This is a genomic window from Haloarcula onubensis (assembly GCF_031624605.1).
In the GTDB taxonomy this organism is placed as follows: Archaea; Halobacteriota; Halobacteria; order Halobacteriales; family Haloarculaceae; genus Haloarcula; species Haloarcula onubensis.
In genome coordinates, this window is record NZ_JAMQOS010000001.1 from 187,825 (window position 1) to 209,664 (window position 21,840).

Annotated in this window: 14 protein-coding genes; 7 read left to right on the top strand and 7 right to left on the bottom strand. The window is 67.2% G+C overall.

Features of this window, described 5'->3' with window-relative positions:
- The first annotated feature begins 264 nt into the window (after window positions 1-264).
- Window positions 265-5,766, top strand: a complete 5,502-nt coding sequence (locus NDI86_RS01090; RefSeq protein ID WP_310898541.1) for a beta strand repeat-containing protein — start codon at window positions 265-267, stop codon at window positions 5,764-5,766.
- A 63-nt stretch (window positions 5,767-5,829) separates the two neighbouring features.
- Here NDI86_RS01090 and NDI86_RS01095 read toward each other — a convergent pair whose 3' ends face one another.
- Window positions 5,830-6,324: a hypothetical protein gene (locus NDI86_RS01095; RefSeq protein ID WP_310898542.1), complete on the bottom strand. Its 495-nt coding sequence runs from the start codon at window positions 6,322-6,324 to the stop codon at window positions 5,830-5,832.
- Between the two features lie 679 nt (window positions 6,325-7,003).
- Here NDI86_RS01095 and NDI86_RS01100 point away from each other — a divergent pair.
- Window positions 7,004-7,660 carry a helix-turn-helix domain-containing protein gene (locus tag NDI86_RS01100; RefSeq protein WP_310898543.1) on the top strand — a complete coding sequence of 219 codons (657 nt, stop codon included), beginning with the start codon at window positions 7,004-7,006 and terminating at the stop codon, window positions 7,658-7,660.
- Between the two features lie 49 nt (window positions 7,661-7,709).
- Here the strand turns inward: NDI86_RS01100 and NDI86_RS01105 are convergent, their stop codons facing one another.
- Window positions 7,710-7,964, bottom strand: a complete 255-nt coding sequence (locus NDI86_RS01105; RefSeq protein ID WP_310898544.1) for a hypothetical protein — start codon at window positions 7,962-7,964, stop codon at window positions 7,710-7,712.
- 301 nt (window positions 7,965-8,265) lie between these two features.
- Between NDI86_RS01105 and NDI86_RS01110 the strand changes: the two genes are divergently transcribed.
- Together NDI86_RS01110 and NDI86_RS01115 are read left to right on the top strand one after the other, a co-directional pair.
- Window positions 8,266-8,754 (top strand): dihydrofolate reductase, encoded by a 489-nt coding sequence (locus NDI86_RS01110; RefSeq protein ID WP_310898545.1) that lies wholly within the window; start codon window positions 8,266-8,268, stop codon window positions 8,752-8,754.
- A gap of 117 nt (window positions 8,755-8,871) precedes the next feature.
- Window positions 8,872-10,254, top strand: a complete 1,383-nt coding sequence (locus tag NDI86_RS01115) for an aminomethyltransferase family protein (protein ID WP_310898546.1) — start codon at window positions 8,872-8,874, stop codon at window positions 10,252-10,254.
- Between the two features lie 179 nt (window positions 10,255-10,433).
- On the opposite strand, the gene glyA is transcribed toward NDI86_RS01115, so the two are convergent.
- Window positions 10,434-11,681: a serine hydroxymethyltransferase gene (gene glyA / locus NDI86_RS01120; protein WP_310898547.1), complete on the bottom strand. Its 1,248-nt coding sequence runs from the start codon at window positions 11,679-11,681 to the stop codon at window positions 10,434-10,436.
- A 357-nt stretch (window positions 11,682-12,038) separates the two neighbouring features.
- On the opposite strand from glyA, the gene NDI86_RS01125 reads away from it, so the two are divergent.
- Entirely contained in the window at window positions 12,039-13,421 is a 1,383-nt protein-coding gene (locus NDI86_RS01125) for a response regulator (RefSeq protein ID WP_310898548.1), read from the top strand.
- A 150-nt stretch (window positions 13,422-13,571) separates the two neighbouring features.
- Here the strand turns inward: NDI86_RS01125 and NDI86_RS01130 are convergent, their stop codons facing one another.
- From NDI86_RS01130 to NDI86_RS01140, 3 genes are all read right to left on the bottom strand, one after another.
- Window positions 13,572-14,432: a methylenetetrahydrofolate reductase gene (locus NDI86_RS01130; protein ID WP_310898549.1), complete on the bottom strand. Its 861-nt coding sequence runs from the start codon at window positions 14,430-14,432 to the stop codon at window positions 13,572-13,574.
- 145 nt (window positions 14,433-14,577) lie between these two features.
- Window positions 14,578-15,615, bottom strand: a complete 1,038-nt coding sequence (locus NDI86_RS01135) for a DUF8073 domain-containing protein (protein WP_310898550.1) — start codon at window positions 15,613-15,615, stop codon at window positions 14,578-14,580.
- Window positions 15,616-15,708: 93 nt separating this feature from the next.
- Complete coding sequence (locus tag NDI86_RS01140) at window positions 15,709-16,656, bottom strand: succinylglutamate desuccinylase/aspartoacylase family protein (RefSeq protein ID WP_310898551.1); 948 nt, start codon at window positions 16,654-16,656, stop codon at window positions 15,709-15,711.
- Between the two features lie 72 nt (window positions 16,657-16,728).
- On the opposite strand from NDI86_RS01140, the gene NDI86_RS01145 reads away from it, so the two are divergent.
- Complete coding sequence (locus tag NDI86_RS01145; RefSeq protein WP_310898552.1) at window positions 16,729-17,460, top strand: creatininase family protein; 732 nt, start codon at window positions 16,729-16,731, stop codon at window positions 17,458-17,460.
- 1 nt (window position 17,461) lies between these two features.
- Here the strand turns inward: NDI86_RS01145 and NDI86_RS01150 are convergent, their stop codons facing one another.
- Window positions 17,462-18,838, bottom strand: a complete 1,377-nt coding sequence (locus NDI86_RS01150) for an MFS transporter (protein WP_310898553.1) — start codon at window positions 18,836-18,838, stop codon at window positions 17,462-17,464.
- A 222-nt stretch (window positions 18,839-19,060) separates the two neighbouring features.
- On the opposite strand from NDI86_RS01150, the gene NDI86_RS01155 reads away from it, so the two are divergent.
- A complete protein-coding gene (locus NDI86_RS01155) occupies window positions 19,061-21,676 on the top strand; it encodes a GcvT family protein (RefSeq protein ID WP_310898554.1) in 2,616 nt (871 codons plus the stop codon).
- The last annotated feature ends 164 nt before the right edge of the window (window positions 21,677-21,840 follow it).

Here is a 21,840-nt window from a genome sequence, read left to right on the forward strand (position 1 = left end):
CTTCCCGGGGCCCGGCGCGGGCGCCGGGGCTTCAGATGAAGCGCGGTCGCTTATCCACGCGTCTGCCCTGTCCGTATTCATACCATCTTTTTACCACTATGATGCCAGTCCATGTAGCCACACCTGTCGAATCGCGACCGACTGCGCGTGCGGACGTGAGACACACACCGCCGTCGGCCACCCGACCGCGCCGAGTCGGGGGTGGTCGCCGTGACCGGCGGCGATAGCGCTGTCACGACCCGGCGGCCGCTGGCCCGTCTCCCAGTGGTTCTCGTGGGTCTCGTCGTCGGGCTCTCGCTGCTGGCCGGGAGCGGGGTCGTGGGGTCGGCTCAGGCCGCGGCACCCGACTGCAGTACCGTCTCCTTCGAGGGAAGCGGGACGGCGGCGGACCCGTTCCGGGTCGAGACGCTCGACCAGTTGCAGTGTATCGGACAGACGCCGGGCGTAGGTTCCTCCGACGGCGACTACTACGAACTCCAGAACGACATCGACGCGAGCGAGACCGCAACGTGGAACGACGGTGCGGGATTCGAGCCGCTCAGTGGCGGCTCCTCATTCAGCGGGACCATCGACGGCAACGGCTTCGTGATTTCGAACCTCTCTATCGACCGCCCCGACGAACGGTACGTCGGACTCGTCGGGTTTTTTTCCGACCGCGCTCGCGACAACGTCAGTCTCGAACGGCTCCATCTTGAATCGGTCGACATCACCGGCTCAGAGAGCGTCGGCGGGCTCGTGGGAACCAATCAGGGGACAGTGAGCGACTCGTCCGTGTCGGGAAGTGTCACCGGAACTGGCACTGAAGTTACTGAGGCGAACGTCGGCGGGCTCGCGGGTTCGAGTAGTGGCGACGTACGTAACTCCTCGTCGACAGCGAGCGTCGACGGGTCGTACCGCGTCGGCGGGCTCGTCGGATACGTCAGTGGCGGGGCGGTGAACGACTCCTCGTCGACCGGTAGCGTCACTGGTACGGATGATGTCGGCGGGCTGGTCGGACAGAGTGAGGCCGAGGTGCGCAACGCCTCGGCGACCGGCAGCGTCGACGGCACCGATGTCGTCGGCGGGCTCGTCGGACTCAACCGGGGCGACGTCAACGACTCCTCGGCAGTCGGGCACGTCACCGGTTCGGAGCGCGTCGGCGGGCTCATCGGCGACAACACTGACGTCTTTCCGGGCCGGGGCGATGTCCACAACTCATCGGCAACCGGTGACGTCGACGGGACGCGGAACGTCGGCGGCTTCGTGGGACTCAACCGGGGTGGAACGCTGAGTGCGTCGACGGCGGTTGGAAGCGTCAACGGAGCCGACGATGTCGGCGGCTTCGTGGGAGATAACCGTGACGGAACAGTGAGCAACGCTTCGGCAACTGGAGACGTAACGGGCGGTGAATCCGCCACCGTTGGTGGATTTATCGGGGCCAACGGTGGCACCGTGACCACGTCGTCCGCGGTCGGGAGCGTCACTGGCGACGGCGGTGTCGTGGGTGATTCGTCAGCGTTCGGTGGCTTCGTGGGGTACAACGACGGCATCGTAAACACGTCCTACGCGACCGGAGACGTTACTGGGGGTGAGTTCACCGATGCCGGTGGCTTCGTGGGGCACAACGATTTCGGTGCCACAGTGAACACGTCGTACGCGACCGGCAGCGTTAGCGGCGCTTACGGCGCCGATGTCGGCGGCTTTGTGGGAGAGAACGCGGTCGGCGCGGCAGTGAACGAATCGTATTCGGCCGGCCGTGTCGCTGCCACGGGAACCCTCTTCAGTCTCGGCGGGTTCGCGGGTCAAAACGACTCCAGTATCACCACGAGTTACTGGGACCGCGACCGCAGTGGCGAGGCGACCGACGTCGATACTGGTGGCGGCGGTGGCGTGACCAGCCTGACGACCACAGAGATGGAGGGCAGCGAGTCTGAAACGCAGATGAGTGACCTCTTTGACAGCGGCGCGTGGACGAGCGTCGCCGGGGACTACCCCGACCTCGTGGCAAATCCGCGAACGGTGTCGACGCCTCATTTCGATGCCCCTTCCGGGTCGGAGATGGACACTATCCTCGCCGATATGGCGACCGAGGGCGGCGACACCATCGTCATGAGCGACCGGGCGCTGCAGGCGATACATAGAGACAGCGCGGCGCGGTCCGACGACTACCGGCTCGGCGTCGATATCGACGCCTCGGGGGCCGACGAGTGGAACAGCGGGACGGGATTCCTGCCCATCGGCTACGGCAGCGAGTTCTCGGGGTCGCTCGACGGTGACGGCCACGTGATTTCGAACCTCTCCATCGACCGTGCGGCGAGCGATATCGGGCTGTTCAGCGTCGTCACCGACGGGTCGACCATCGAACGGGTCGGCGTCGAGTCCGCGAACGTCTCCGGCGACGTACGCGTCGGCGGACTCGTCGGGGAGAACCTCGGTGGCACCGTTCGAGACTCGTACGTGACGGGGACCGTCAACGGCACGAGTTCCGTCGGCGGCCTTGTCGGTCAATACGAGATACTCACCGGGCCCGGTGGCGAGGTGAACGAGTCGTACGCGGCGGCGAACGTCACTGGCAGTATCAACATCGGCGGACTCATCGGAAACAGATTCAGTTCCGGGACTCTGCACGGGTCGTACGCGACCGGGAGCGTCGACGGCGACAAGCGGGTCGGCGGGCTCATCGGGTCCAACGTCCGTGGAACGTTGCAGCAGACACACGCAACGGGCGGCGTCAATGGAACCGATAACGTCGGCGGGCTCGTCGGGCGGAGCAACGACGGCGCTGTCGTGACGGGGTCGTATGCGACCGGCGCGGTCACCGGGAACGGTGACTCCGTTGGCGGCCTCGTGGGCGAAAACACGGGCGGCAGCACGGTGAACGTGACGTACGCTACCGGAAGCGTCGCCGGTGGCACCGCTGTCGGCGGACTGGTCGGGCGCAACGACGCCACGGTGAACGAGTCGTACGCGACCGGCCGTGTCAGCGGCACCGACGTCGGCGGGGCAGTCGGAAACGACAGCGGCACTGTCGAGTCTGTCTACTGGGACGCCGAGGCGACCGGCCAGTCGGCGTCGAACGGCAGCGCCGCTCGCTACGGACTCCCGACCGAGCGGATGACCGGACTGAACGCGACGGTCGGGCTGTTCGAGTTCGACTTCGAAGAGACCTGGCTGCCCGCGCCGACGCCCGGCGGCTACCCGGTTCTCGACTCGGACTCCGACTTCGCAGGCAGCGCCGACGCCTACGACGGGCTGGTCGCCGGTAACGGCTCGGCGGCCGCGCCGTACCTGATTACGACCGTCTACGAACTCCAGCTCGCCAGCGTGCGCCTCGGCAGGGGTGAGTCCTTCGAACTGGCCACCGACATCGACGCTTCGGTGACGGCCGACTGGTTCGACGAGGGGCGCGGGCCACAGGGCTTCGAGCCGCTCGGGAACGCGACGACCGGCTTCGACGGGACGTTCGACGGGGGCGGCCACGTCGTCACGGACCTGGTCGTCAACCGCTCGCGGGACAACGGGACCGGGCTCTTCGGCGCCGTCGACTCGACCGGGGCCGTCTCGGACGTCGGCGTCGAATCGGTGACCGTCACCGGGAACCGCGGCGTCGGCGGACTCGTGGGAAACAACAGCGGCGACGTGCGTAACTCGTCCGTCTCCGGGCGGGTCGACGGGAATCGGAGCGTCGGCGGGCTGGTCGGTAACAGCAGCGGAACAGTGGGTAATTCGTCCGCGAGCGGCATGGTAAATGCCAGCGACAGCGGTGTTGGTGGCCTCATCGGACACAACTACGGTGACGTGCGCAACTCGTCTGCCGACGGGCGGGTCGACGGGACTGACTACGTCGGCGGACTGGTCGGGTGGAGCCACGGCGGGGCGACCGTCAGCGAGTCCTACGCCGCGGGGAACGCGACCGGGACTGTCTCCCAAATCGGTGGTGCCGTCGGCCGGAACAACGGGACGGTGCGGCGGGTTGCCGCGACGGGGACCGTCGACGGTGACGGAAACGTCGGCGGCCTCGTCGGCAGGAACCTCGACGGCGGCGACGTCACGCAGTCGTACGCCACCGGCGCGGTCGTCGACGGGGTAGACGTCGGCGGACTGGTCGGCTACAACGGCGGCGGGACCGTCGTGAACACGTACGCCACAGGCGCCGCGGACGGCACGAACGTCGGGGGACTCGTCGGGTGGAACCAGGGCGGCGCGGTACGGCTATCGTACGCGACCGGGCAGGTCAACGCGACTTCGGCCACCGTCGGCGGCCTCGTCGGCTACAGTTCTGCGGACGGCACCATCGAAGACAGCTACTGGGACGCCGGGGCGACGAACCAGTCGGTCGGTGTCAGTCCCACCGGCGGGACCGTCACCGGCCTCGTCGGCTTCGGCGCCGTCGGCGACGGTCCCGCGTCCGAGATGCGGGGGCGACCGGCGCTCGACAACGTGTCGACCCTCGATTTCACGGCGACGTGGACCGCCGTCGACGGCTACCCCCGCCTGTCGTGGTCGGTCGACGCGCTCGCGTTCACGCTCGCGACCGACAACCTGACCGCCGGTGAGTCGACGAACGCGGCGGTCACACTGACGCTCGTCGACGACGCGACGGTCGGCGCGGCGACGACGAGCGAGTACAGCAGCAACGACACGGGCGTCGCGACTGCCGACAACGCCACGGTGTGGGCGACCGGAGCGGGGGCGGCACTGCTGACCGCCGAACGGGCGGGCGTGACCGACAGCGCGGCGCTGTCGGTCGTGGCGGCGCCGAAACGACCCAGTTCGGGCGGCGGGTCGTCGGGGCCGTCGCTCGAACTCCGCGTGACCGACGACGAGACGGTCGAAGTGACCGACGCTCGCGCCGACAGCGTCGTCCGCATCTCTGACGAGACCACCGGCACCGCCGGGGTGCTCGGCGGCGGCGAGACGGTCCGCATCGACGCGCTCTCGGTCGAACTGGCGACCGACCGCGACTTCCGGCTCGCCGTCGAGACGTTCCTGAACGGAGCCGAGGGCGACGCGGACGGTCGGGGGGTCGACGTTCCGGCGACCGAATCGCGCTCGAACGTCTCGGCCGCCTTCGAGGCCGAGACGCGGTCCCTGTCGGCCGGGTACGTGACCGTCACCCACGACCTCGACCCCGAGGACATCGAGAACGTCACGTTCGAGTTCTCCGTCCGGGAGGACCGCCTCGCCGAGTTCGGCGTCTCTCCCGGCGCCGTCGCGCTCTACCGACAGTCCGACGGATGGACCGCGCTGCCGACCGACTATCTCGGCACGAACGGCACCGAGGCGCGGTTCGAAGCGACCTCGCCGGGATTCTCCTCGTTCGCCATCGGCACGGGTGAACCGCTCACCGCGGTGACGGCCGTGACAGTCGCCGACCCGGAACTCTTCGTGGGTGAGACTGCGACCGTCACCGCGACCGTCGATAACCGCGGTGCGATCGCCGCCGAACGGACCCTGAATCTGACCGCGAACGGGACGACGGTGGCGACGGAGACGCTCGCTCTCGACGCGGGCGAGACGGCCGACGTGTCTCTGACGTTCCGACCGACGGCTGGCGAGTACGCTATCGCCGCGGACGGGGTCCGTGGCCCCTCGCTCGCCGTCGTGGCGCCGCCGACGCCCGAACCGCCGACGCCCGCGGCAACCGAGACGGGCCGTCAGGTGGGCACCGCCACGACGGCGGCGACGGACGGCGACGCGGCGGGTGTGTCCGCTCTCGGCGTCCTGCTGGTCTGCCTCGTCGCGGCGAGCGGGGTCGGCGTCCTGCTGTGGCGTCGCTTCCGTTGAGGCGGCGACTCGAACGCGTCTCCGCTCGGACGGGGCGGCCCGAACCGACGTCTGGTGTCCCGACTAGTCGTCGGCCGACGACACCGTCTTCGGAGCGTGTTCGTCGCCGGGCACGTCCTCAATCGAGAGCGTGTCCACGAAGTAGCCGGCGAGGCTGGCCGCGGCCGACAGGGAGAGCGATTGGGAGACGGCCGTGTCGCTCCCCGGTGCCACGTCGGGGTGGTGCGTGACACCGACACCCTTGGAGCGCAGTTCCTGGTGTGAGAGCGAGGTGAGACGACGCTCGCGGCACGTCGCCGTGAGGACGCCCGGTTCCGGATACGTGGTCGTGACCACGTAGCCGTGGAAGACCTGGTTCTCCGTGATGACGGCCCTGACCGCGACTTCGTGGCTCTCCGCGCCGGTGACGGTCGTGAGCTCTAGCTCCGGCAGCGAGGGGAATCGATGGGTGACGTCGGGCAGCGTGGGATACGTGACATCGAGGTCCCAGTCGGCCGGGATGTTTCCGATTACGTCGAGGAGAATCCGCTGGTTGGAAGTTGGTGTGTTGTCTGTCATGGATACGTTGCGACCCGCGGTTCCGTATCGCTACCGGGTGAGCAGCGAACCTAAGGATTTCGAAGTGGCCGTCACCGTCACACTGGATGGGACCGTCTGCCACAGTACCCCGGATATCCGGTCGGCCCTGCTTTTGGGAAACATCAGATAGTGACCACTACGCTCGGTATATAAAGTACTGGACTACTTGCGGACGGTTCGATGCCGCCGTCGCCCATCTTCCCCGGCCGACCCGCCCGCAACAGCGTGGTTCGAAGCCGACTGCGACACCGACAGACAGACCCGACTGTGACCGTTCTGGACGCTGTGCCGGGGGCGAGGACGTACGACTGCCATGTCCGAATCCGCTCGTCGACGGACGCCCGCACTCGTTCGGGGCCGATTCCGGTGAGTGTCGACAACGAACACTCAAATGTGAACTATATATGTATGGCTGACAGTAGCCACGAACCCGGCTCCGTCCGACCACGGCGCTCGGAGGTGGCGTCGAACGCACGCCGTTCACTCGTCACGGTGGTGGCGGCGAGCGATGTTCGGCGCGAGTCCCCGGCCACGACCGCCGGCCAGCGGGCGATATCGCCCCGCCGTTGGCGAGAGACAAACACTATAGTGGGGTGGGAGTCTACCATGTGTAAGCACACGACAGGCGCCGAACAATCACGTCGTCACGCCCCTTTCCATGTCCGTCACAGCGAAAATACACATCCAGCACGAACGCCTCGCCCTCGTCCCGACCCTGCGGGCGCTGCACGACATCGAGATACAGGTCATCACGCAGGGAACGACCGCGCCCGGTGCGACTAACTTCCCGTTTCTCGTCACCTACGACGACCGGGCGGAACTCGAAGCGCGGTTCGACGAGGACCCGACCGTCGAGCGGTACGAACTCGTCGACTGGACGGACGACACCGGAATCTACTACATCGCACACACGCCGGAGACGCTGCTCATCAGCACCGTCGTCACGGACGTCAACGGCCTGCTGGTCCACACGGAGACGAAGGGCAACGGCTGGCTCGCCCGCCTGCTCCTCCCGAACCGGGAGGCCCTCAGCGCCGTCTGGGAGTTCGCCACGGAACACGACATCTCCCTCGAGATAATCGAAGTCTACGGGAAAGGCGACGCGGGGGCCGGGGAAAGCTACGGTCTGACCGACGAGCAGACCGCGGCCCTGCAGACGGCCTACGAGGAGGGGTACTTCGGGGAGCCACGCGAGGTCTCACTCGACGAGGTCGCCTCGGTGATGGGCCTCTCCTCGACGGCGATGAGCGGGCGGCTCCGTCGTGGGATGCGCAACCTCGTCGGGGCGACCATCGCCGAGGTCGACGAGGAGTGAACGGCCGGCGCGAACGACGCGGGGGAGCGGCGTCTACGGCGGGGACGGCTCAGTTCCGCCTGTAGACCGGTCGGAGTGCGGTCGCGTCTTTGTCGTATCCGAGCCAGACGCTGAGGACCACGGCGACGAAGACGAGATACACCGGGAACAGGACCAGTAGCGCGTAGCCGGCAAAGAGCAGTTCGATGACGCCGAAGTAGTACAGTGCCATGATACCGGCGATACCGACGACTGCGCCCGCACGGAGGCCCAGGCGGAACGCGTGGGCCGCGTCGGGGCCGGGTGACGTGAGTGGAATTTCCATACCTAGAATACGCCCCGTGTATAAATAAGTCGCCGGAATCGGTGGCTGTGTTCACGAATCTCAGCCAACGTTACCGATAAATACGGAACTTTACAGCTGCCTTTCCACACTCCGTCGTTCGAAACAGACGCTCTGGCGGCTCTCAGGGCGATATGGTTCCAGACACGCCGGTATCCGCCCTCGGGCGCCGGTCGGTTGGCCACAGTTCGCGGCCCGGCCGTCGGACCTCGGCGCCGTTCGTCGCGCGTGCGACCGGAACGGGTCGAAAGAGTCACACCGGGAGAGCGCCCAGGACGACTGGATGCGACTCTCGCTCGTGGCCGCCGTCGCGGCCAACGGTGTCATCGGTGTCGACGGGGAGATGCCGTGGCGTCTCCCCGAGGACCTCGCGCACTTCCGGGAGACGACCGTCGGCCACCCGGTCGTCATGGGACGGCGCACTTTCGAGGCCATCGCGGCGGACGTCGGCGGCCCGCTCCCGGACCGGGAGAACGTGGTGCTGACCAGTCGACCACGGACCCTGCCCGACAGCGTGACCGGCGTCACCTCCCTGTCGGCCGCGCGGGCGGCGATTCGGGCCCACGGTGCGGGGACCGCCTACGTCGTCGGCGGCGGGTCGGTCTACCGACAGTTCCTCCCCGAGGCCGACGAGTTGGTCCTGACGGAACTGGACGACGCCTACGAGGGCGACACCACGTTTCCGACCGTCGACTGGGACCGCTGGCGGGCGGTCGAGCGTGACCGCCGCGACGCGTTCGATATCGTCACCTACGTCCGTGACCGGGAGTGAGAACACGCCCGTTTGCGGTGGCAGCGAGGCCGGCAAATCGCCGTTCGGGCCCCGTAAAAAAGGGCCGTCGTTATCCCGGCTATCTTTTATTAACGACTGTTGATTTGGTTTACAGGCATGTCAGGGAACCAGGAACACCCCAACCATCCGAGTATCGACCAGTCCGACCGGACGGTCCCACGGAACCTCCGTCAGACCGGCGACCCGGGCATCGAGATGCTGGTCTCGACCCGCGTCCGAAAGTCGCCGTTCTTCCACAAGTCGTTCAACGAGGAGGGCGCGTGGCGCGCCACCGTCTACAACCGACTGTATCACCCCCGCGGTCTCATCGAGGAGGAGGACGGCGGCGTGATGAAGGAGTACGACGCCTTGACCAACGACGTCACACTCTGGGACGTCGCCGTCGAGCGCCAGATTCGCGTGAAGGGGCCCGACGCGGAGGCGCTGACCAACTACGTCGTCACTCGTGACGTGACCGGCATGGACGCGATGGACGGGAAGTACGTCATCCTCTGTAACGAGGACGGCGGCATCCTCAACGACCCCGTGCTACTGCGCCCCGAGGAGGACGAGTTCTGGTTCTCTATCTCCGACTCGACGCTGATGCAGTGGCTCCAGGGCGTCAACGTCGACAACGAGTTCGACGTCGAAATCGACGAAATCGACGTCGCGCCGATGCAGATTCAGGGCCCGAAGGCGCTGGACGTGATGGTCGACGTCGTCGGCGACGAGGTCAAAGACATCCCCTACTACGGCCTGATGGAGGCCCAGATCGACGGCGTCGACGTGCTCATCAGCCAGACCGGCTTCTCCGGCGAGGAGGGCTTCGAGGTCTACGTGAAAGAGGCGAGCAAGTACGCCGAACGCGTCTGGGACCCCGTCATGGAGTCCGTCAAGGACCACGGCGGCCGACAGATTGCGCCGGGTCACCACCGCCGCATCGCCGCCGGCATCATGTCCTGGGGCCAGGACATGGACCACGAGACCTCGCCGTTCCAGGTCAACCTCGGCTACCAGGTGCCCGACGACAAGGACGCCGACTACATCGGCAGAGAGGCACTCGAAGAGCAGGCCGAGCAGATAGAGAACGGCAACTATCCGTTCGAGCGCAAACTCATCGGCCTGAAGATGGCCGGCGAGCCGATTCGGGACTACGCGCCGGACTTCTGGATTATCTCCGACCCCGACACGGGTGAGGAGTGTGGCTACATCACCTCGCCGTGGTGGAACCCGGACCTCGAAACCAACATCGCCATGGGCCACGTCCCGGCCGAGAAACTCGAGGAAGTCACCGACACGCCGCTGAACGACGACATCTACGACGAAGACCTCGACGTGGAGTTCGAGGTCCACCTCCCCGACGAGTACGCCGAAGAGGAGGGTGAGCCGGTGTTCGCGACGGTCGCGAAGGTCCCCTTCAAGGAGTCGGTCAACCCGAGCGCCCGCGAGCAGGCGAAGCTCAACGCCCGCCAGGAAGCCGAGAGCAGCAGCGACGACTGATACCGCACTCGGTCACTCGTTCCAGCTTTTCGCCGTTTATTTTCCCGTCGCGGACGGGTCGTCCGGCGCCGCGTCGCTCGCACACCGACAGTCACAGCCCTCACCAGTCGCTGTGTACACGGACGGCGAGGGCACACACGTCAGGGAGAACCGGGAACGCCGACCGCCGGCGGCGGCCGTTACTCGTACAGCGGGTACTCGTCGGCGAGTTCGTCGACGCGCTCGCTGACCTCGGCGACCACGTCGTCGTCGCCCGGCGCCTCGACGACCTGATAGATGAGGTCCGCGACCTCGCGGCAGTCGTCCTCGTCGAACCCACGCGTCGTGAGCGCGGGCGTGCCGGCGCGGATGCCCGAGGGGTTGAAGGCCGAACGGGTCTCGCCGGGGACCGTGTTGGCGTTCAGCACGACGCCCGCCGCTTCCAGTCCCTCCTCGACGGCCTTGCCGGTCGTATCGGGGTGGGACGGTCGGAGGTCGACGAGGACGAGGTGGTTGTCCGTCCCGTCCGAGACGAGGTCCAGGCCGTGCTCTTTGAGTCGCTCGCCCAGCGCCTTGGCGTTGGCGACGGTCTGGGCGGCGTACTCTTCGAACTCGGGTTCGAGGGCCTCGCCGAAGCCGACGGCCTTGCCGGCGACGTTGTGCATGAGGGGCCCGCCCTGCGAGCCGGGGAAGACTGCGTTGTCGATGTCGTCGGCGTACTCCTCGTCGCACATGATGATGCCACCGCGACCCGCGCGGATGGTCTTGTGGGTCGACCCGGTGACGAAGTCGGCGACGCCGACGGGCGACTCGTGGACGCCCGCGGCGACGAGGCCGGTGATGTGTGCGATGTCGGCGAGGTGGTAGGCGCCGACGGCGTCTGCGGTCTCCTGGATGCGCTCGAAGTCCACCTCGCGAGGGTAGGCGGAGTAGCCCGAGACGATGATGTCCGGGTCGTACGCTTCAGCCTGCTCGGCCAGGCCCTCGTAGTCGACGTAGCCCGTTTCGGCGTCGACCTCGTACTGCTCGACCTCGTAGACCTGGCCGGCGAAGTTCGCCGGGTGGCCATGCGAGAGGTGGCCGCCGTGGGTCAGGTCCAAGGAGAGAATCTTGTCGCCGGGCTCCAGAACACCGAGATAGACGCCCATGTTGGCCTGCGAGCCCGAGTGGGGCTGGACGTTGACGTGGTCGGCGCCCCACAGCTCCCTGGCGCGGTCGATGGCGAGTTGCTCGACCTCGTCGGCGAACTCACAGCCGCCGTAGTAGCGCTCGCCGGGGTAGCCCTCGGCGTACTTGTTCGTCAACTCGGAGGACTGGGCCTCCATGACGGCCTCCGAGACGTGGTTCTCGCTCGCTATCATCGCCAGCGTGTCGTTCTGGCGGGCTCGTTCGCCAACGAGTGCGTCGGCTATCGCCTGGTCGACCTCACGGACGCGGTCGTACGTCATACCGGCTAGACAGAGCGGGGACGGAATAATTTAGCCGCCGACATGAGTCATAGAGAAACCGACATTTTGTGTCGGTCCGAGCGTCGCGACCGGACGGTACGCAGTCGGCTGTGCGTGTACAGGACTGCAGTGCTCTCAGGCCACAGTCCCCGTCGCTGACGATATACGTCGAGTATCACGGGGCACTTTCCAGACGGGTCGGTCAGCGACCGTCGTGTCTGCCTTTCCTTTTGGCGGAACTTCTGCTCGGTCAGTCTACCACGTCCCGGAGACGGCTCAAAGAACAGCCCCGGTCTATTATCGAATATAGATATTGAACGGACAGTTTTACTTTTGCGCGTTTGATTCGCTATGATAATGACTACCTTCCATATGGAAGCCGATACGCAGCAGAAACAAGATATTTCGGTGCTCCATGTTGACGACCGTGAAGCCCAATGTGACCTCCTGTCGACGTATTTAGAGAAGCTGGCCGAGGAAATCTCAGTGACGACGACCACAGACCCGACCACTGTCCTGGAGCGCGTAGAGAGAGACCGTGTCGACTGCATCGTCTGTGACTACCAGATGCCGGAGATGGACGGGATTGAAGTGCTTCGGTCCGTCCGAGACCACTACCCGAACCTCCCGTTTTTCCTGTTCACTGGGAAGGGTAGCGAGGACGTGGCCTCCGAGGCGGTCGACGCCGGTGTCACGTCGTATGTTCAGAAGGGCGGCAACGAGGTCTACGAACAGCTGGTAAACCGCATCACGTCCGCGATGGAGCGGCTGGAATCGGAACGGCTCGCACAGGTCACCCACGAGCGGTTGCTCTCGCTGTACGAACAGACCGACGGGTTCTACATTCTCGACGAGGAGTTTGCCATCCGGTACTGGAACAACCGAATCAGCGAGCGTGTCGGCCTCGCTCGCGCCGACGTGCTGGGCCGACACTTCTGGGACGTGTTCCCCGAGGCCAGAGACACCGCGGTGTACGGACACTTCACACGGGCGATGAACGAGCGAACTCCTGTCGAGTTCGATATCAAGTACGAGCCACACGACTACTGGGCCGAAGTCCGGGTGTACCCCGTCGAACCGGGGCTGTTCGTCCATTCGCGAGACATCACCGAAGAGAAAGACAACCAGACGGAGCTCGAACGGCGGAACAAAATCCTCCAGTCGTTCGCTCATACGGTTTCTCACGACCTACGGAACCCGTTGACTATCGCCGAGGGGAACCTCCGTCTGGCGCAGGAGACTGGAGATTTCGAGCATCTGGAGGAAGTCGCACAGGCGCACAATCGGATGCGGAACCTCATCGACGAACTTCTCCGGCTGTCTCGGGGTGGGGAGTTGAACGTCGAGTCAGTGTCGGTCAGCTCGGCCGCTCAGAACGCCTGGAAGACGGTGACGTCGGACGACGTGGAGCTGATTCTAGACGGCGACATGACTGTCGAGGCCGACACCGGCCAACTGCAGCGACTGTTCGAGAACCTGTTCTGGAACGCAATCGACCACGGCGAGGCGAGCACCATCCGCGTCGGACCAGTCGACGGTCGTGGCTTCTATATCGAGGACGACGGCGTGGGAATCCCGGTCGAGGACCGAGAGCGGGTATTCGAGTCGGGATACACGACCGCAGACACCGGCTCCGGCTACGGGCTCTCAATCGTCGGCGGAATCGTCGAGTTGCACGAATGGGCTGTCAGTGTGACCGACTCGTCCGATGGCGGGGCGCGGTTCGAGATTGTAGTGTGAACGTCACAGCTTCTCGTACGCTACTGGAAATCCGCACACGTCGGCAGAGTCGCCACGGGACGTATCGGCGAGAACCGACGACCAGTTCGCGCCCCGTCCTCGGTACGCTCGCCGAACGCTATCGCCGTGTGGACGTCCGGAGCGACCGTCTCAGGACGGCAGACGGCCGCGCCGCCAGCTCTCGGTGTCGGGCGTCTGGTTGAACGTGTAGATGTGGATGCCGCGGATGCCGTAGTCGTCGTCGTCGACGTGGGGGCCGAGCCCGTCGACGAGGTCGTCGGGCTCGTACGTGCCACGGGAGCCGACGAGCTGCTTGACGAACCCGAGGATGCCGGTCGTCTTCTTCAGGAACTTCACGGAGTCGCCGACGCCGACCTTCTTTGATATCTGCATCAGGCGCTGGTACTTCATCACGCCGGGGATGCCGATTTCGACCGGGAGGTCGACGCCGCGGGCCCGGATGTCCTCTATCCACTCGAGGACGGCGTCGGGGTCGTAACACAGCTGCGTGACGATGTAGGTCGCGTAGGGCGCTTTCTTGTCCATCGCCGCCGCGAGCGTCTCCTCGTCGAGGAACTCGTGGCCCTCGGGGTAGCCGGTGATGCCGACCTCCGCGAACTCGTATTCCATCTCCTCGAGCGCCGTGAGGAGGTCGTAGGCCGACTCGAACTCGCCGGCCGGTTCCTCGCGGTCACCGCCCGGCACGAAGATGTCGGTGACGCCGGCCTCGGTGAGCCGACGAGCGATTTCATCCAGGTGCTCGCGGTCCTCGACGTACCGGGCGGCGACGTGGGGGACGACCTCGAATCCCTCGCCGGTGGCCAGTTCGGTCTTCTCGACTGTCCTGTCGATGCCCAGCTGGGGGGAGGTCGTTATCGCGATGGTCGCCCCCGCCGGGAGGTGTTCGATTTCCTCGTCGAAGCTGTCGAACGGCATCAGTTCGAACCGCGCGTTCCTGAGGAGCGTTTCGACGCCCTCCGTCTCCCCGGAGAGGCGTGATTTCAGAGCCATTTATGTACGGAACGTGGCGGCGGAGTCACTTTTGTTTGTGGGTGGGACTGCTCACCCGTTTTTGTGTGGGTGTGTCAGGCACCCGGCTGTGCCGGGGCGACTGGCGCCGTCGCGGTGGGTCTCCAGTCGCGGCCGGCCGACGGTATCACGCGTCGCCGGTGGCACACTGCCGGATGCGCTGGACGACGTCGTTCTTCGAGGCGTCCCGCTGTGGACCGTCGATGCGGTGCAGGACGAAGTCGAGGAGGTTGAGCTGTCTGAGCAGGTCGCGGGTCTGCTCGCGGCCGAGGTCGAGGGCGCGTTCGACCTCGTAGACGGCCGTGGCGTCGACGACGGCGTCGACGATGTCCTCGACGTGGACGCCGTCGGGCAGGCCGATACCGTCCGTGACGAACTGCTCGTCCGGGACCGGTTCGGGCGCGGCCGGCGACGGCTCCCGGTCGGCCTCCGCCGGCGCCGAGTCCGGGGCACCGTCCTCGGCGGCGGTCGCCGCGCCGTCGGTCATCGACGCGGGCCCGTCGGTGTCGTCGTCGGACTCGCGGGTGTCGTACGACGTCGGATCGTGGATGTCGGCCTCTATCATGTAGCGCCGGACCGTCTCCGCCGCGACGTCCATCTCGATGTGCTCGCTCATCTCGGTGAACGTCCCGCAGGAGTCGTAGAGACGCTGGAGGTACGCCGTGTCCTCGTAGGGCGGCACGTCGTCCGACCGGGCCGCGGCGAGGCGGGCGGCCAGCGAGTCGTCCCCCTCGGTCGACACAGCGGCCGTCTCGGCGCCCGAGTCACGCGGCCGGTCGCCGTCCGAGGCCGCAGTCTCGGCCGAGGCCGTCGGCACGACACGAAAGGAGACTGTCATGACGAGGTCCCCGTCCTCGACGTGGACCGCCTCCTCGTCGACGCCGACGACCGTCTCGGTCGCCGCCAGGTCGGGCAGCAGGTCCGCGGCCGACACGGTGACCGTGAGCCCGCCGTTCTCGGAGATAGCGGCCCGCTCCGGTGTGAGCGACGCGCCGGCCCCGTCGCTCGACGCCGCACAGAGCGAGACCGGCACCGTCATCGTGACGCCGAGACCGCCGGCGCGGTCCTGGTCGGTCGTGACCTCGACGTCCCGGACGGACCGGTCCCGGGCGTCGAACTGTTCGACGATGTCCCCCAGGACATCGAACGAGTCTTGCAGTCCCATGGTAATGATTATCTATGATACACTATCGCGCATAGCGGTGTGTGAGGAATACGCAACCCATTAAAGGGTGACGGTCAGCGCGAACGACGAGGTTCAGACGGGGCGGGCGACGCTGGCGAGGCGCTCGCCGGCGACCACGACGGACTCGCGGGTCAGCGAGTACGCGACGCCGGCGCTGACCGCGGTGACGGTCTCGCGGCGCTCGAACGAGGACGGAGAGTACACCGCGCCCAGTTCTTCTCCGGCCTCGATGTAGTCGCCGACCCCGATACCGGGCCGGGGCTCGAACAGGCCGGACGCCCCCGCCGTGGTCGAGTCCGGGTCGTCCCGAAGCAGCGTCTGGTCCGGCGAGGGCGTCGGGCGGGCCTCGAGGGCGTCGACCTCGCGGAGGACGTCCAGGACTCCCTCGACGCCGGTCTCGACGGCCGCCGGGGCGACCTGCCGGCTGTTCGCTAGCTCCGCCGTGATGGCCGGGATACTCTCCCGGGCCGCCGCGGCACGGAAGGTCCCGCGCCGTCCGTCCGCGTCGGCGTCGTCGGTCAGGAGGTACTCGGTGCCGAAGGCCTCGCCCAGCCGCCGGGCCGCCGGCCGCTCGGTACCGAACCGGACGTGTTCGAGCATGTCCGCCGTGCCGGTGTGGAGGTCGACGACAGCGTCGGCCTCGACCACGAGGTCCCAGAGCCGCGCCGCCAGTCGCTCCTGTAAGCTCCCCTCGTCGTCGCCGGGCCAGACCCGGTTCAGGTTCGGGTTCATGACGTCGTACTCCGGCGGCGTCATGTACGAGCGGTGGTCGAAGGCCATAGGGTTCACCACCGGGACGACCACGACGGTCCCCGCGACCGCCGCGTCGACCAGCCGACCGTGGAGGCGCCGGAGCGCCGCGGGGCCGTTCAGTTCGATGCCGTGCTGGGCCGCCTGGACGTACACCGTCGGGCCGGGCCCGCCTGCGTACCGGTGGACCGTGACGGTGACTTCGGAGCCCGACGGCAGACTGGCGAGGGGTCGGTCAGTCGCCGTGTGCGTGACCGGCTCGTATTCCATACACGGTTCCCGGCCCGGGACGGGAAAAAGGCGCGGGCGGGATTTATCCGGGCCGGGGCCGACCTGGCGGGTATGGAACTGACATCGTCGACCTGGACGGAACTGGCCGAGGTGGAGACGGACCTCGCCGTGCTCCCCGTGGGGAGTACGGAGCAACACGGCCCCCACGCGCCGCTGGGGACGGACACGCTCAACGCCGAGGCCGTCGCCGAGGCGGCCGCCGAGCGCCACGCGGACCCGGTCGTGGTGGCCCCCGCGATACCGGTCGCGGTCGCCGAGGAACACCGGCGGTTCACCGGGACCCTCTGGACCGACGAGTCGACGTTCCGGGCCTACGTCAGGGACGTCGTCAACAGCCTCGCCGCCCACGGCTGGGACCGGGTGGTGCTGGTCAACGGCCACGGCGGCAACGTCGCCGCCCTCGGGGAGGTCGCCGCTCGTATCGTCCGCCACGACGACGCCTACGCCGCCCCCTTCACGTGGTTCGACGAGGTCGACGCCGAGGTGAACATGGGCCACGGCGGCCCGCTGGAGACGTCGCTGCTCGAACACGCCAACCCCGAGACGGTCCGCGAGGACAGGCTCGACGAGGCCGCAGCGGGCGCCAGCGACCGCTGGGGCGACTGGCAGGGGCGGGTGAACCTCGCCGTCGACTCCCACGAGTTCACCGAGAACGGTGTCGTCGGCGACCCGCGCGAGGGCAGCGCCGCGCTCGGCGAAGAACTGCTCGACGAGGCGGCCGACGCGCTGGTGGCGCTGCTCGACGCCGTCGCCGAGCGCGACCCACGGCCGACCGCCGAGTGACTCACAGGAGCGTCTCGCCTTTCGTTTCGGCTCCCCGGAGCAACAGCGCGAGCCCGGCGAGGAACAGCGACACCGCGACGGGCGCGAGTGTGACGAGATAGCCAAACTGCGAGAGCGCCCCGAACAGCACCGGGCCGGCGACCGCCGCGACTTTCCCGACCGAGCCGGTGAGCCCCAGTCCCGTCGACCGGACCTCCGTGGGGAACACCTCCGACGTGTAGGCGTACAGCACCGCCCAGGCGCCCAGCACCGCAAACCCCATCACGAACAGCCCGAGCAGGAACACCGTCGTCCGGGCCGCGCCGATGTCGACTCCGGCGCCGGGAATCGCCGCCGCGAACAGGAGGGTGCCGGCGCCACCGAGGATAGTGAACCCGCCGAGGGTCCACTTGCGTCCGACCAGTTCGATGAGGTAGGCCGCCCCGAGCTGGCCGAGCAACTGGAAGAGTGTGACCACGAACAGGAAGCGATACAGGTCGTCGGTGTACCCCGCGGCCGCCACGGTATCGGGGAGCCAGGTGAAGATGCCGTAGAACGCGACGTTGACGACGACCCACAGGCTCGCGAGCAGGACCGTCGTCCCGCGCAACTCCGGGGTCAACAGCCGCCTGTAGCCCATCTCGTCGGGCTCGACCACGCGCCACGGGCCGGAGACCGACGGCGGCTCGACACGGTTTCGAACGGCGATAGCTTCGAGCGCCGCCGTCGCGGCCGCCGTCCGACCCTGTCGGGCGAGGAAGTACGGCGACGGCGGGAGCACCCGGACCGCGACGACCGCGAGTCCGAGCGGCACGATTCCGGCGCCGAAGAACACTCGCCACGCGGCCACGCCACCGACCGTCCCGTCGGGACCACCGAGTACCGACAGCACCGCCCACGCGAGCGCCACCACCGCGATGGCGCCGACGGAGTACGACGCCTCCAGATACGTGATGTACCGGCCGCGGACGTGCGACGGGAGGTGCTCGGCGAGGTACGACGTGCCCGAGACCAGCGCTCCGCCCAGGCCGATTCCGGTCAGGAACCGCAGTCCGATGGCCGAGTAGAGGCCGACCGCGAACCCGGTCAGTGCGGTGAACACGGAGAACGTCACGATGGCGATAACCAGTGTCCGCTTGCGCCCGACGCGGTCGGCGTACCACCCGCCGACGGTGTTCCCCACCAGCATCCCGAGCAGGCTCGCGCTCCCGAGCACGCCGGCGGTGAGCCCGGACAGATTCCAGATATCGATGAACGTCGGGAGGGTAAAGGAGATAGCGAGGATGGAGATGGACATCGCGGCCCAGGTGCCGCCCACGGTCGCGACCAGCAGCCAGTGAAAGCGCCCGACAGCGATCCCCTCGATGACGTCACCGATGCGTTGTTCCTGTTCGTCCACATCCCCGATGGTTGCTCGTGGGAGACTTAAATCCGGACGAACGATTCCTCGGCCGGACGGAAGTCCCTCGCGGCGGGCGAGCACGGGCGGGCCCGCCCAACTTTCACAGTACTAGCAGTGTTATTCCATTCCACTTCCTGACAGCACACCAACTTGTTGTGGGCCGGTGCCGGAACAGGGGATAGTTATATCTGACCGCCACAGGCAGTTCAACGTAGACTTATGGAGACAACCGATAGCGTGCCGACGGAGGCCGATACGGTCATCGTCGGCGCTGGCATCGTCGGCTGCAACCTCGCGTACCAGCTCACGCAGCTGGGCCGCGAGGACGTGGTGGTCGTCGACCAGGGCCCGATGCCGACGACGGGTGGGTCCTCGACCCACGCGCCGGGTATCATGTTCCAGACGGCCGAACCGAAGGAGCTCAGCCAGTTCGCGGACTACAGCCGGAAGCTCTACTCCCAGCTGGAGGGAGCCGACGGCCAGCAGGCGTACAACGAGACCGGGGGTATCGAGGTGGCTCGCAGCGAGGAGCGCATGGCGTTCCTGCAGCGCCGCGTCGAGGCCGCGAAGGCGTGGGGTATCGAGGACCCGCAACTGCTCTCGCCCGAGGAGGTGACCGACCACCTCCCGCTCGTCGACGAGAGCCGGATTCTGGGCGGCTACTACTCGCCGACCGACGGGCAGGTCTCCGGCGTCGTCGCCTGCGACGCGCTGGCCCGCGAAGCGATGGACCGGGGCGCGCAGTTCGTGCCCCACACGCGCACCGAGGACGTGGAAGTCGAGGGCGACTCGGTCCAGGCCGTCGTCACCGAGAACGGCACCATCGACTGTAACGAGGTCGTCGTCGCGACGAACATCTGGGCCCGCCAGCTCGGCGAGAAACTGGACGTCCACCTCCCGGTGACGCCGGTGGAACACCAGTACACGATGACCGAGTCGCTCTCCGAGCTGGACGACAGCGCCGTCGACATCACCGACCACCCGCTGTTCGAGAACTACGAGAACGTCTCCGGGGAGAAGGCAAAGCGGCTGCTCGTCGGGCCCGACCGCCCCATCCTCCGGGACCAGGACAACGCGATGTACTACCGGACCCACGGGGACGCATACGGCATCGGCTCGTACAACCACGAGCCCATCGTCCCCGACCCGCAGGAACTCGGGGGCAACGACCCGGACGGCGAGCAGGGGTCGGTCCACGAGTTCACCGACGTCCACATGGACACGGCGACCCACCCGGACCGCCCGCACAAGGCCCCGCGACAGGCCAGCGACGAGCTCATCCCCGCCACCGACGGCGCCGAACTCGAACACAAGTACAACGGCATGTTCGCCGAGTCGCCCAACGGCCTGCCCGTGATGGGTCCCGTCCGCGACTGTGAGGGGCTCTGGACGGCGGCGGCCATCTGGGTGACCCACGCCGGCGGCGCGATGAAGGCGATGGCCGAGTGGATGGAGAACGGCATCCCGCGGCTGGACGACGGTCCCATCGACGTCTCCCAGTGTAACGTCAACCGGTTCGACGAACACGAGGGCTCGTGGGACTTCGCCCGCGACATCGGCGGCGAGGAGTACCGCATCGTCTACAACATCATGCACCCCAAGTGGGTCTGGGAGGACAAGCAGCGGGACATCCGGCGGACGCCGATGTACCACACCCACAAGGAGTACGACGCCGAGCTGTGGGCCGAGGCCGGCTGGGAGGAGCCCCAGTGGTTCGAGTCCAACGCCGACCTGCTCGAAGAGTACGGCGACCAGATTCCCGACCGCGACGGCTGGGAGGGCGTCTACTGGTCGCCCCTGGAGGGCGCGGAGGCGCTGCACGTCCGGAACAAGGTCGGGCTCCACGACATGACCTCGTTCAACAAGATGGAGGTCGTCGGCGAGGACGCCGGCGCGTTCGTCCAGCGGCTCTGTACGAACGACATGGACCTGGACGTGGGCGACGTGCGCTACACGCTGATGTGCAACGAGGGCGGCGGCGTTCGCGCGGACATCACCGTCACGCGGACCGACGAGGACCGCTATCTCCTGTTGACGACCGGGCGCGAGGTGGGGAACAACCACGTCGCGTGGGTCCGCCACCAGTCGCCCGACGGCGTCGTGGTCAACGACGTGACCTCCAGCCTCGCGGCGATGGTCTGTACCGGGCCCGACGCGCGCAAGGTCCTCTCGAAGGTGACCGACGTGGACCTCTCTGACGACGCCTTCCCATTCTTCACGAGCCAGCAGTTCTTCGTGAAGAACGTCCCCGTCACGGCGCTGCGGGTGTCCTACGCCGGCGAACTGGGCTGGGAGCTGTACACGCCCTCCGAGTACGGCGAACGGCTCTGGGAACACATCATGGAAGCGGGCGACGAGTACGACATCCGGCCCTACGGCAACGGCGCGCTGGACTCGCTGCGAATCGAGAAGGGGTTCCGGCTGTGGGGCGAGGACCTCCACACCGAGCACACGCCGTTCGAGGCCGGCCTCGGCTGGGCGGTCGACATGGACACCGACTTCATCGGGAAGGAGGCCCTCGAATCGGCCCGGGAGGAACCGGCCGCGGCAGCCGACGGCGGCGCGCAAACCGACAGCGTCTTCACCGACCAGCAGGTCGCCTGCCTCACCCTGGACGACCCCGAGGCGACCATCCTCGACGACCGGCCCGTCTTCGCCCCGGGCGAGGACGAGACGCTGGGCTACGTCCACAGCGCGGAGTACGGGTACTCCGTGGGCGCCTGTGTCGCCTACACCTACCTGCCCTCGGCGTACGCCGAGCCCGGCACCGACGTGGAGGTCCTCTTCGAGGGCGACCGCTACGCCGCGACCGTGCGCGAGGAACCGCTCCTCTGAGCCGGCAGTTCGTGTAGGTTTCCTGTCAGTCTGTGGTTCGCGACTTCGCTGGTCGACGTCGGTCGGGCGCGACCGGCCCGCCAGCTGAAGTGGCCGGAGCGGCCGTCTCCGGCCCGCTCTCGGCTGCGGTCGGTTCCCCCACCGGAGTTTTTATGAGAGAGACA